This window comes from Paenibacillus sp. FSL H8-0548 (assembly GCF_038630985.1).
GTDB lineage: Bacteria > Bacillota > Bacilli > Paenibacillales > Paenibacillaceae > Pristimantibacillus.
In genome coordinates, this window is sequence record NZ_CP152049.1 from 3,882,448 (window position 1) to 3,895,272 (window position 12,825).

Consider the following 12,825-nt stretch of genomic DNA (forward strand, 5'->3'; position numbering starts at 1 on the left):
CTATACCTTAGTATGCGTATGCTTGTACGCTGCACCGGGATGCCCTTCAGACAATCTAGCATTTCCAAACAGCTTCTCCCTAAAGGTTCCTGGTTCATACTCGCGCTTAAATATTCCACGTTCCTGTAGGATAGGAATAACCAATTCCACAAAATCGGTATAAGAATCCGGAAGCACATAGGGTTCTAAATTGAAGCCGTCCACATCAGTAATGGCAACGACCTCAGCAATCCGATCAGCTACTTCCTCGGGAGAGCCGATAATCGTTACACCGCGAAAGCCCTTTTTCAAAAAGTCGTCTCTAACTTCACCAACCGTCTTTTTCGTTTTCGCATGTTTGGTAAAGCGGTCAGTGTGCGTTTGGCCCATTTCGGTATGAATATTTTCAAAGTAGGAGTCCGGATCGAGCTTAGTCAAATCAATTCCCGTCACTGAAGCGTAGCTGGCCAAGGTTGCCTCCGGGCTTTGATAGCTTAGATATTCTTCATGCTTCCGATGAGCCTCTTCGCTCGTTGATGCCGTTACGACAGATAGACCGGTAAATACTTTAATCGAGCCTGGCTCTCTGCCATATTCAACAGCAAGGCGACGGATATCAGCAATTTGGTCTCTTAGCACCTCAAGCGTCGGCGCCTTTAAAAATACACCTTCTGCATGCTTTGCCGCAAAAGCGCGACCGCGCTCCGAGCTGCCTGCTTGGAAAATAACAGGCGTACGCTGCGGTGAAGGAGAACTTGAGAAGTAGCCCTGTGATTTAAAATATTTCCCATCATGCTCAACGGGGTGCACCTTGCTTGGATCTGTAAACACACGCTGCTTACGATCAATCTGCAGAGCGTCCTCCTCCCAGCTGCCTTCCCAATATTTGTAGCTCACATCTAGGAACTCATCTGCAATATCATAGCGTTCATCATGGGGCACGAAATCACTTCGCCCGAACAATGCTGCAGCTGATGGCGTGCTTGTCGTAACAACGTTCCAGCCAATCCGCCCTTTGGACAAATGATCAAGCGTAGCGAATCTTCTCGCATTCGCATAAGGAGCCTCATAAGTCGTTGAAGTGGTCATCGTAAAAGATAAATGCTCTGTCGCGGCTGCTAGCGCAGGAAGCAGCAGCATGGGATCATTTCCAGGGGGACCGGATGCCTCACGAAAAGCAAGATCTGCGTTTTTGCTCGGCGAACCGTAAGAATCCGCAAAAAACATAAAATCAAATTTGCCTTTTTCTAATATTTTCGCAATACCAAGCCAATAGTCCAGGCTATTGAAGTGAATCCTATTTTGAGCGGGATGTGCCCAAATTCCTTGCGTAAGGTGATTGACGCTGTTTACTTCAAACACGCCCAAATGGATCTTTTTCATATTATTTTTCCCCTTTCATATCTAGGCCAAATGACAAGCTGCATAATGGTGGGCAGCAATTTCTCGCTTTAACGGTATTTCCTGGCGGCATCTCTCGGTCGCAAGCGGACACCTCGGGTGAAAGGTGCAGCCGGCAGGCGGATCAAGTGGGGAAGGAACATCTCCCTCGAGCAAAATCCGCTCCCTTTTTCCAGAAGGGTCTGGATTTGGGACAGCTGAAAGCAATGCACGCGTATAGGGATGCCTCGGAGATGCAAAAAGCTCATCGGTCGGTGCTTCTTCCACGAGTTTACCTAAATACATGACGCCGATCCGATCTGATATGTGGCGAACGACGCCTAGATCATGTGCGATGAACAAATAGGTTAATTTCAAATCCTGCTGAAGCTGCTTCATCAAATTTAAAATTTGCGCTTGTATGATAACATCGAGCGCCGATACGGGCTCATCGCATATGACCAGCTTCGGCTCCAAAATTAAAGCACGAGCCAGCACCACCCGTTGTCGCTGCCCACCGGAGAGCTCATGAGGCAGGCGCTCATAATGAGCAGGCTGCAGACCCACAATTCTCAATATTTCGAGTACTCGAGAATAGCGCTCCTCTTTCGTTCCAATATGATGAATAATCAATGGTTCTGTCAGCGCTGTACCTATTGATTTACGCGGATGAAGCGAGGCAAATGGGTCTTGAAATACCATCTGCAGCTGCTTGCGATACGTTTGCAGCGATTTTCCGTTTAAAGCGAATAAATCCTCGCCTTTATAAATCGCTGTACCTGCTGTCGGTTCAGTCAATCGAAGCAGCGTTCGGCCAAGCGTGCTTTTACCGCAGCCGGATTCACCAACCAGCCCATAGGTTTCTCCCTCGTAAAGATGAAAGGATACATCATCTACGGCCTTCAATTGCTTAGAGCGCCATGAGCCAGGCTGCTTGGAGGAATAATATTTGCGAAGTCCAGTTACTTGCAGCATAGGCTGCTCTGCCCGATGACCTTCAACACGATCAAGCATAGATTGCAGCCTCCTTCTGTGTTAAGGCTTCCGAATGCCAACAACGGGCTTTCGCTCTAATGTCTGCTTTTGTCTCAAGAACAGGCATTTCTGATCGGCACAACTCATCCGCATGCTGACAACGCGGTGCAAACCTACAGCCCTTCGGCAGCTGATGCAAGGCTGGTACGAAGCCTTCAACAGCTTGAAGCGGCTTCGTACGATCACGATCCATGCTTGGTATTGATTTCAATAAACCAACCGTATACGGATGCTGAGGACTGCGGAACAATGTTGCGACATCCGCTGTTTCCACGATTTGTCCTGCATACATGACTGCAACTCGGTCACAAACTTCTGCAACAACCCCAAGATCATGTGTAATAAGGAGTACACTCATGCCGAGCTCTTTATTTAATTTCATAAGGAGATCCATAATTTGCGCCTGAATAGTCACATCGAGTGCGGTTGTTGGCTCATCTGCGATGAGCAGCTTCGGTTCACACGCAAGAGCAATCGCAATCATTACACGTTGACGCATACCACCTGAGAGCTGATGCGGATATTCGAAGACACGGCGTTCAGGTGATGGAATGCCTGTAAGGCGAAGCAAGCGCACCGCTTCATTAAAGGCATTTTTTTTACTGAATTTACGATGGCTTCTTATCGTTTCTGTTATTTGCTCCCCAATGGTCAAGAGTGGATTAAGCGAGCTAAGCGGGTCCTGAAAAATCATCGAAATATCATTGCCGCGAACCCCGCGCATTTCGCGCTGGCTAAGCTGAAGCAGATCAACACCGTCGAACCTGATCTCCCCTTCGTAGCTGGTTAACGATTTTTCATCCAGCAATCTAAGGATAGATTGCGCTGTCACGCTTTTCCCGCAGCCGGACTCTCCGACTATCCCTACGATTTCACCGGCTCCAACCTCCAGAGAAACGCCATCGACTGCCGAAACCGTGCCAGCTTCCGTATGAAAATAAGTTTTAAGTGCTTTGATTTCTAGTAGGCTTCCACTTGGCAACGGACCTTCCTCCTTCACGATGAAGCTTGAGTTGCTGAGCTAATTTTTTTAGTTTTACGCTTGCGTTTCGTTTTTCCATGAGGGTCAAGCATATCCCGCAGTCCATCACCTAACCAGTTCATTGCAAGTACCGATAGAATGAGCGCAAAGCCTGGAAATAAAGTCATCCACCAAGAGTTGTAAATGAACTGCTTCCCCTCTGAGAGTAGATTGCCTAGGCTCGGCATAGGAGCGGGAATACCTGCACCAAGAAAGCTAAGCGCTGCTTCAACAATAATAGATTCTGCGAACACAAATGATCCTTGTACGATAAGCGGTGAAAGTGTGCCCGGTAAAATATGAAGCCAAATAATGCGAGATTGCGATGCCCCTAATGCTCTCATCGCTTCTATATAGGTTTGCTCCTTTACTACAAGAGCAGATGAGCGAACAATTCGAGCTACCGATGGGATAAAAACGATACTTAAGCAAATGATTAGGTTCGATACATTGGGTCCAAGTGCAGCCATCATTGCCATAGCCAGCAATACTGCCGGAAAGGCAAAAATCCCGTCCATTATGCGCATCAGCACTTGATCCAGCCGCCGATAATAAGCCGAGTATAGTCCGATGACAAGGCCGACAGCGGAGCTGATCAATGCCGCAGATAATCCTACTTGTATGGAAATTTTCATACCGTTCAGCGTTCGGCTGAACACGTCGCGGCCCAAATTATCCGTCCCGAACCAATGCTTCAAGCCTGGGGGCTTAAGCCGCTGAATCACATCGACAGCTTGAGGCTCAAACCTAGCCAGCCATGGCGACAGCAAGGATGCTGCAATGAGCAGCAGCATTAGCACGCCGCCAATGACTGCGGTTCGATTAGCCATCAAACGCCTAACCGACTGTGAATGTATGAAGCTCGTTCGGCGAGCTTGCTGCTTCCCTTCCTGTGCTGCTGAAATGGTCAATGTCATGGCCTCCTGGAGCAAAAATTATTGTAGTCTGATACGTGGATCAACGACTGCATACAGCAGATCCACCGCAAGATTAACGGCCACGTATACGATAGCAATGAATAATACCATACCTTGAATGACAGCATAGTCCCTGCGCTCAACAGCGTGAACGAGCATTTGTCCAAGACCAGGAATGTTAAAGATGGTCTCAATAACTGCAGCACCAGCAACCAAAGTGCCGAATGAGCCGCCAATTACCGTTAATATTGGAATCGATGCGTTGCGCAGCACATGCTTATAGATGATTTTGTTTTGGCTAAGTCCCTTCGATAATGCTGTTTTAACGAAACCCTCATGCAGTACTTCCAGCATAGATGCTTTGACGATTCGTGCAGTCAGGGATGACATTACGATGCCGATTGAGAGTGCTGGAAGAAACATATACTTCAGGAAGCTGCCAAAGCCTTCCTGAATCGGGACGTAGCCCGACACAGGAAGCCATTTCAGCCTTACTGCAAATACGAGTACAAAAAACAAGCTGAGCAAAAAGCCTGGAACGGAAATGCCGAGCAGCGAATAAGCGTTTAACGCTTTATCAGCGATACCTCCGCGATTTACAGCGGCTCTAACGCCAAGCGGAATAGCAATTAGAACCGCGATAATTTGCGCAAACAGCGCGAGCGAAAGCGTTGGGGCTAAATGTTCGCTAATAGCGGTAGATACCGGCTGCTGCAGGAAGAAGGAACGTCCAAGGTCGCCTTGCAGCGCTTGGCCGATCCAACGTCCGTATTGCTCTACTAATGGATAATCAAGGCCCATCTGCTGCCTGAGCTCTTGAATCGTCGATTCATCGGCTCCATCTCCGAGCATGACGCGCGCCGGATCGCCTGGAATCAAATAAATGATTAGAAATACGACGATCGACATAATCAAGACTACGGGAATCAATGCTAACAAACGCCTCAATATATAGATGATCATTCTCTAATTCAAAACCTTTACATTGCCGAGATTTGGATAGCCTGCATAAAGAATCAAGCCTTGAAGATTGTCGCGTATTGCATAATACGTGAAGGTATTCCCGATTTTCGATACCGCCAAGTATTCCCAAGCATACTGCTGAAGAGCATCATTTGCTGTTTTTATTGCCTCTGGTGTAAGTGCAGAGGTTGATGCTTTGAGAAGCTCTGCAAGCTTAGCATCATCCGCAAATCCGTAAGTCGGATTAAAGTAAAGCAATTGGGATGGAGTGGTTGGAACTGTGAAGCCGCCCACATAAATATCCCATACGCCCGAATCTGCACGTTTAGTCAGCATAGTTGCATAGTCATACGTGTCGACACGTGTTTTGAAGCCAATTTTCTCTAGCTGTGACTGCACAACTAATGTCGCATTATAGAAAGTGCCACCAAGATCCTTTGTTGTCAAAAACACAATTTCCTGACCATCGTAGCCGGATTGCTTGAGCAGCTCCTTCGCTTTTTCCGGGTCATTCAGGTTGTATTGATCGCTTCCTGCTTCCGAATACCAATTCACATTCGCCTTAGACATATAGCTGGGATTCAGTTCGAATAGATCAGGCGTCGACACTGTACCGAGCAAGATATCTTCTACATTAAGGGCAGTATTAACTGCCTGACGATTGATCAGATTGGAGAACACAGGCGATTTTTTGTTGTAAACCAAGTTATAATCGCTTGAAGTAGACTTGATAATTTCAATGCCTGGTTGATTTTCTACTTGCGGCAAATTGTCCAGACTCACATCTACTAAGCTGTATTCACCAGTTAGAAACGAATTAAAGCGTGTGGAAGTATCCGTAACCAGTGAAAAGTGAAGCTTTTCAATTTGCGGTTCTTTTTTCCCTGAGAAGCCGTCCGGTTCTCCAGCGACGGACTGATAATCAGCGAATTTCTCAACATCAATGTACTGATCCTTTTTCCACTCCACGAATTTGTACGGCCCTGTTCCGATATATTCCGTAATGCCCTCTGGCGCTGCGCTATCGACTGCTTCCTTCGGCATGATCGCTGCAAAGTTCAGTACATGGCTAAGCTGCGCAAGTGTATCGTTTTGAGGAGCAGTCAGCTTAAGTGCAACGGTGTATTCATCAACCACATCAAAATTCGAATCTCCAAACGAGTTTTTCGCACGTGGCGCTTTTTCCTTCCAACGATTCAATGATGCTGCTACATCCTCAGCCTTCATCTCTTTGTCGTTATGAAATTTAATGCCCTGACGCAAATGGAATGTATAGGTTTTGCCATCCTCGCTAACCTCAGTTGATTCAGCAAGCATAGGCACCGGCTCTAGTTTAGAATTGAAAGCATATAAGCCTTCAAATACGTTAAGAATTACGTTTGCATTACTGCCTCCTACAGATAGATGAGGATCAAGCGTCGAAACCGCTTGCCCTAGTGCATAATTAAGCTCTGTAGCTCCAGGCTTGTCTGCTGCATCGCTTGCCGCAGGTGTATTACTGCTTGCCGGTTGATTCGAAGCTGAGTTATTAGAGCAGCCATAAACAAAAATCATTGCGCTTAATACTAAAATAATAAATGTGGATTGACGAACTTTTGTCATATAAATCACCCCTAATGTTAATTCTGTTAACTCCTATGGTTTTTATCGGAATTAACTTAAAGCCATCATAACGGATACTTATCAAAAAGTACATTGCACTTTTTTAATAGATCAGTTTAGTTTTTTCTATAGTTGATTTTTCGTTATCCCTGCTGCTCGCTTAATAGTTTCTCCGTTACCCGAAGAAAAAGTCTCACACCATTCAATAAACCATCCTCATCAAACGTGAATTTCGGGTGATGATGCGGATAAACAATGCCTGCCTCCTCGTTCCCGGCTCCAATATTCACGAAAGTACCTGGAACACGCTGCTGATAGGCTGAGAAATCTTCTCCCCCCATTGCTGGCGGTGTTGCGATAACCGCTTCCTCCCCAACTAGCTCGATCGCAGCCTCTTTAACTAAACTAGTTAACCATTCGTCGTTAACAACAGGCTCATAGCCATATATGAATTGGACATCAACCGTTGCTCCATAAACAGCTGCAACCCCCTCTGCCATACGTTTGATAAGCTCAGGCACCTCTTTTCGAACAGATGACTTAAAGCTGCGAACCGTTCCTTTCAGAACAGCAGAATCTGGTATGACATTGTGGGATGAGCCCGCCGTAAACTGCGTAACCGAAACGACAAGACGATCCAGTGGGTCGGTTAATCTTGAAACTATATGCTGTAAGTGACTAACAAGCTGTGCTCCAATTGCAATGACGTCGATAGATCGATGCGGATAAGCTGCATGACCTCCATACCCTTTAACAACAATAGTGAAATTATCGGGAGAAGCCATCATTTCGCCTGCCCGAATACCAATTTGCCCTACAGGAAGCAATGAAGCAAGGTGAACGCCAAATACCCAGTCAACATCATCAACTACACCTGCATTAACTAGTTCAATTGCACCGCCAGGCGGCAGCTCTTCCGCATGCTGAAAAATAAAACGGATTTCTCCGCGCAAATGTTCACGTTGTTCAGATAGAATCTTTGCAACTGCAAGCAGCATTGCCGTATGACCGTCATGTCCGCAGGCGTGCATCACTCCGGGAGCTGTAGATACAAAATCAAAGCTGTTCTCCTCATGGATCGGAAGAGCATCCATATCTGCGCGCAGTGCAACAGTTGGTCCAGGCTCCGCGCCTCTCAAAATCGCGACAACACTCGTTGCTGTAGGACGACTAATTTCAAGTCCCTCCCACTGCTGCAAGAGCTGTTCCACGTAGGCCGCTGTATTATGCTCTTGAAAGGATAGCTCGGGATGCTGGTGCAAATGCCTTCTCCAGGAAACCACTTGCTCCGCTACCCAATCAGGTAGCGGTTCGAATTTGGAACTAATTTGATTCATGATAAGCAACTCCTTCAATTATTCTTGTTCGCGGTCGAACGCTTGCTGAGCATTTACACGATGTGCCAGCGCTGCCCCTGCTTTAAGTGCTGTCGCTACTAGTATGAGTTCTGCAAGCTCCTCAAGTGTAATCCCTGCTTCCTTAGCTTGACGAGAAAAAATTTCGATGCTGTAAGCATTGCCTGTAATATGAGAGGATGCTAGTGCAATTAATATTTTTTCTTTTGCTGTTAGCAAGCCTGGCTGCAATGCCTGATGAACAAAAGCAGTGAAGGAAGTGTACTGTGCTTCGTTAAGCTTTTCTACTTCCTCAATCTTTTCAAGATTATTTCTTGCGTACAGTTCTCCTCCAGCTTCTCCACCCTGGTAAGCATTCAAAGCATTGATTGCATTATAAAATACGGAATGAGCATTCACAGCAGTCGCAACTATAATAGACTCTACCAGCTCCTCAAGCGAGGCATTTTGATCTTTAGCCTTGTTTACATGTGCCTCAATGCAGTATGGGCAGCCCGTAATATGGGCGACAGCAACGGCGATCAGCTCTTTTGTTTTCACTGACAACGCGCCAGCCGCTAACGCTTGCTTATTAAACTCACCGAATGCTTTAAACGCTTCAGGAGCGTATGGAAATAGCTTTGCAGAATAGGCTTGATTATGGCGAATATACAAACTTTCGTTAGACATTATTAAAAAACCTCCATTTTTTTGAATAATACCAAGTATTCCTCTTTGTATTATTGTTGCAACTTCTGTTATCATAATAGATATCAAATCATTTGTATAATAAGAATACTTAAACTCGCAATTTAACATTATTAAAGAGAGGTAGGTCGCCTACTTGGAAATCCGCCTAATTAAAGCGTTTCAAATGATCGTGAAACTGGGCAGCTTTCAACGCGCAGCTGAGGCCCTGCAATATTCACAGCCTACAATAACCATTCAAATAAAAAAGCTTGAGGACGAGCTGGGCGTACGTTTATTCGAAAGAGGAAAAACCATCACGCTAACGAACGCTGGTCGTTTGTTTCTTGAGCGAGCCGATTCCTTGCTTCAAGAATATGATGTGCTGAATAGTACACTCAGTGACTTTATTAATGGAGATGCAGGCAGCGTCCGTTTAGGCGCTACAGAACCTTCAGCGAGCAGTCGGCTGCCTGCAATCTTAGCGAAATATACCGAAATAAAACCCAAGGTTCAAGTGAATGTATCCATTGGAACAAGTCGTGATATGAATCGCATGCTGCTGGAGGACCAACTAGACTTTGCCCTATGCAATCAACCAGAGCCGCATATCGATCTGGCCTTCGACTCATTATTCCGGGAAAGCTTCGCTTTGCTGCTGCCAACCGGACATGCGTTAGCGGACAAAGAGGAAATCCGATTGCAGGATCTGAAAAATGAAAAAATGCTATTTACACCCGGTACATGCCCCTTCCGTATTCGTATTGAGGAAATGATCACAAGCCAGATCGGTCAATTGAGGCATGCAGGCATGGAGGTATCCGGCATCCATGCGATTAAATATTTTGTACAAGCTGGTATGGGAATTGCCATTTCTCCTGAAGTTGCTGTGTCGCCGGCCATTCCTGGCACCGTCATTAAGCCCGTAAAGGATTTGCTTAGCGGCCCGCCGCTTGGACTGCTGTACAAACGAAATACAGATGCGCAAAGCCGAATTTCTCTTGATCTGAAAAATGAGATTAAGCACCAGCTTCTCATTGAGGGATAACTTGTATTAACAATATTAAATTGCTTGTTTACGTTTATCTATTATACAAGCCTGCTATTTTTCGATATGATCTGAACACTGCATTGCATATTTTCAGGTCTGGAGTGATTAAGGTTGAAAAAACTACATCTAGGCATCTTTGATATCCAAACCCCGAATCAAATGACGCAAGGAGCTTGGGCTCATCCGGAAAATCAATCGACGCGCTATAACGAGCTGGCCTTCTGGATTGAGATCGCACAGCTCTGTGAGCGAGGTCTGTTTGATTTTATTTTTTTCGCGGATTCTTACGGATATTCTGTCAACAAGCGTGAGCTCGCCTTTCGCGAAGCCGTTTATACGCCTGGGCTTGATCCCCTGCTAAGCATTTCTGCGCTTGCAGCCGCAACGAAGCATCTTGCCTTTGTTTCTACAGCATCACCATCCTACGAGCAGCCCTTTGCCAATGCACGCCGGTTCTCAACGCTGGATCATTTAACAAATGGACGTATTGGCTGGAATGTCGTAGCTGCTGGCGGCTTGGAAGGCGCAGCCTGCTTCGGCCGAGACAGCATATTGAATCATGAGGAACGCTATGATCAAGCGGAGGAATTTCTAGAAGTCAGCTATCGGCTATTTGAACAAAGCTGGGAAGAGGATGCTGTAAAGGTCAACCGTGCTGAACGTCACTATGCCAATGCCTCGAAGGTACATATCATTAAGCATGAGGGCCGTTATTTCAAAGTAACCGCATCCCATGCTTGCGAGCCTTCACCTCAGCGCACACCTGTGCTCTTTCAAGCAGGAAGCTCCGAACGAGGACGTGATTTCGCTGCTAAGCATGCGGAAGGGGTTTTTCTAAAGGCGCCAACGATGGAGGCGCTTAGAGCCCAGGTACAGGATATTCGCTCACGTGCGGCCAGCTATGGTCGCGGTGCAGATGAGCTCAAAATATTTACAGGACTGTCCGCAATTGTCGGGGAAACAGACGAGGAAGCTAAGCAGAAGCTGGCCTCCTTCAAGGCCTACAGCAGCCGCGAAGCCGCTTTGCTTACTTATGAGAATTCAACAGGCATCGACCTTCCATCTTTAGATCCCAATGCTCCCTTTACAAGTATGAAAACAGAACAGGGGCGAACGCATACGGAACGATATACGAAGCATCAAAATTCTATTTTGACGATACAGCAGGTCATGGACAACTTTGCAGAGAAGGAGTTTCGAGGCATTACGATATGCGGAAAACCAGAAACCATTGTGGATCATATGCAGGAATGGGCGGAGTATACAGGCATAGATGGCTTCAATCTTGAGCGATATCTTCTCCCCGGCACCGTTTCCGATTTTGTAGAGCTCGTCGTTCCTGAGCTTCAAAAACGCGGCTTGTTCCGTACCTCTTATGAAGAAAGCACACTGCGGGAGCGTCTATTCGGCAAAGGCAATTCAAAGCTTCCCTCCTCACATCCAGGAGCTCGCTGCCGTCCAATTAGCTAGTCCGTAATAAAAAGCATGGCGCCTCAGGTACCGTCCCTGAAGCGCCATGCTTTTATTTTTTCTTTATCATTTGCTGCTTAAAGGAATCCACTGACCGATCATCCGGTGGCAATTCACCATAGCGCACTTCCTCGTACACCTCAATAAACCGCTGCATTCCCTCGTGTTTCAACTTGCCTTCCTTCCATTTCTCCAAATCCTCCGCCGTTTCTCGCGGAGTCATATGAGCTTTGACCGTATAGCCTTCCTCAGCACCTGTTCGCAGGAAATGAGTGTACAAATATCTAATTTTTTCTGCGTTTGTTGACAGCTCGCTCCATTCTTGAGCCAAAGAGCGTTTCTTCGGAAGCAGCTTCTTTAGCTGATTGCCCATCCGCTCCCGCAAGGTAGTTAAGGTCATTAGGCTTTCGATTTCATCCGAATATCCAGCTCCGCTGTCACTGTTATTCTCGCCTCGCTCCCGAAGCTTAGCGGCGAGACGTTTCCCCCATTGCGTCAGCTTCTTCAGCAAAAAATACATTAGAATGACTACAACAGCGAGTGCGAGTACAATTCCGACAACCTTAAATATCTGCTCCAAAATCTGCATCCATTCCGATGGCGGCTTAACTTCCCCAGCAGGCATCTCAGGCATCGCGGCATCGGCTGGAGGCTCCTCCGCCGGTGCTTGCTCTCCAGGCTTGTTCAGCCAGTTCATAATCGAATCGATGATCGAATGGAAGAAGCGTTCAATCATTTGCTGGATTTGACGGAACAAAGCTAAAATACTGATCAAGCTAACCACAAGGATGATCAATATCCGATTCTGGCGTTTAAAAGCAAGAGTTGCCGATGTTTTAGCCGAATCAATCGTCTCGTTATTCAAATGCCGCTCATTTGCGAAAAAGAAGAATAAAATAATTGCAGCAACACCGCAAACGATTAATACCGTATTATACGGAACAAGCTCTTTAAACAAAAACAGCTTCAAGGGCTGCATGCTGACGTAAATCAGCACGCCAATCAGCAAATGTGTATTGGAAAAAGACACTGACCAGCCGCGCGACCTTGCCGACATGCCTCTCAGCGCTACAATGACAGCGGCAAGGCTGCAGAGTGCAAAGGCAAGAATGATTAAATCGTTTGCCCATACGCTAATGAAAATCCCGCCATGCAAGGCACCAATCCCAACAGCTATTAGCCACTTTACACCGTAACGCATTGTAGCATATTTTTTAACAATTAATGAAGCAAACAAATAACAAAACGGCAGCGTACCTATCCACACCCATACGGCTGACGCTGGCAGCAAATAAACGGCAGCTATCAAAAGGATTGGCATAAAGAAAAACAATTCAATGACACCTTGTCCAAAAGCTCGCAAAGTGTCGGATCGATTCATGGGCT

The 12,825-nt window shown here is 46.4% G+C and carries 11 protein-coding genes; 2 read left to right on the forward strand and 9 right to left on the reverse strand.

Annotated features, from left to right (window positions below):
* The 8 genes from MHI37_RS16545 to MHI37_RS16580 all read right to left on the reverse strand — a co-directional run bounded on the left by MHI37_RS16545 (window position 1) and on the right by MHI37_RS16580 (window position 8,921).
* Window positions 1-1,362 (reverse strand): LLM class flavin-dependent oxidoreductase, encoded by a 1,362-nt coding sequence (locus MHI37_RS16545; RefSeq protein WP_076334688.1) that lies wholly within the window; start codon window positions 1,360-1,362, stop codon window positions 1-3.
* Between the two features lie 21 nt (window positions 1,363-1,383).
* On the reverse strand, window positions 1,384-2,373 hold the full coding sequence (locus MHI37_RS16550; RefSeq protein ID WP_076334687.1) for a dipeptide ABC transporter ATP-binding protein: 990 nt from the start codon (window positions 2,371-2,373) through the stop codon (window positions 1,384-1,386).
* Window positions 2,366-3,376, reverse strand: a complete 1,011-nt coding sequence (locus MHI37_RS16555) for an ABC transporter ATP-binding protein (RefSeq protein WP_076334686.1) — start codon at window positions 3,374-3,376, stop codon at window positions 2,366-2,368. The genes MHI37_RS16550 and MHI37_RS16555 overlap by 8 nt, the downstream gene beginning before the upstream one ends.
* Window positions 3,377-3,390: 14 nt before the next feature.
* A complete protein-coding gene (locus MHI37_RS16560) occupies window positions 3,391-4,326 on the reverse strand; it encodes an ABC transporter permease (protein ID WP_256709495.1) in 936 nt (311 codons plus the stop codon).
* Window positions 4,327-4,350: 24 nt separating this feature from the next.
* The gene (locus MHI37_RS16565) at window positions 4,351-5,295 is read right to left on the reverse strand and encodes an ABC transporter permease (RefSeq protein WP_076334685.1); all 945 of its coding nucleotides are present in this window, start codon (window positions 5,293-5,295) and stop codon (window positions 4,351-4,353) included.
* 3 nt (window positions 5,296-5,298) lie between these two features.
* Window positions 5,299-6,897 (reverse strand): ABC transporter substrate-binding protein, encoded by a 1,599-nt coding sequence (locus tag MHI37_RS16570; RefSeq protein WP_076334684.1) that lies wholly within the window; start codon window positions 6,895-6,897, stop codon window positions 5,299-5,301.
* A gap of 143 nt (window positions 6,898-7,040) precedes the next feature.
* Window positions 7,041-8,234 (reverse strand): amidohydrolase, encoded by a 1,194-nt coding sequence (locus MHI37_RS16575; protein ID WP_076334683.1) that lies wholly within the window; start codon window positions 8,232-8,234, stop codon window positions 7,041-7,043.
* Window positions 8,235-8,252: 18 nt separating this feature from the next.
* Entirely contained in the window at window positions 8,253-8,921 is a 669-nt protein-coding gene (locus MHI37_RS16580) for a carboxymuconolactone decarboxylase family protein (protein WP_076334682.1), read from the reverse strand.
* 154 nt (window positions 8,922-9,075) lie between these two features.
* Here MHI37_RS16580 and MHI37_RS16585 point away from each other — a divergent pair, with 154 nt between their 5' ends.
* Together MHI37_RS16585 and MHI37_RS16590 are read left to right on the forward strand one after the other, a co-directional pair.
* Window positions 9,076-9,966, forward strand: coding sequence for a LysR family transcriptional regulator (locus MHI37_RS16585; protein ID WP_076334681.1), 891 nt, complete (start codon window positions 9,076-9,078; stop codon window positions 9,964-9,966).
* A gap of 114 nt (window positions 9,967-10,080) precedes the next feature.
* Window positions 10,081-11,439 carry an LLM class flavin-dependent oxidoreductase gene (locus MHI37_RS16590; protein WP_256709489.1) on the forward strand — a complete coding sequence of 453 codons (1,359 nt, stop codon included), beginning with the start codon at window positions 10,081-10,083 and terminating at the stop codon, window positions 11,437-11,439.
* 52 nt (window positions 11,440-11,491) lie between these two features.
* On the opposite strand, the gene MHI37_RS16595 is transcribed toward MHI37_RS16590, so the two are convergent.
* Window positions 11,492-12,820, reverse strand: a complete 1,329-nt coding sequence (locus MHI37_RS16595) for a DUF4129 domain-containing protein (protein WP_179090120.1) — start codon at window positions 12,818-12,820, stop codon at window positions 11,492-11,494.
* Window positions 12,821-12,825 lie beyond the last annotated feature (5 nt).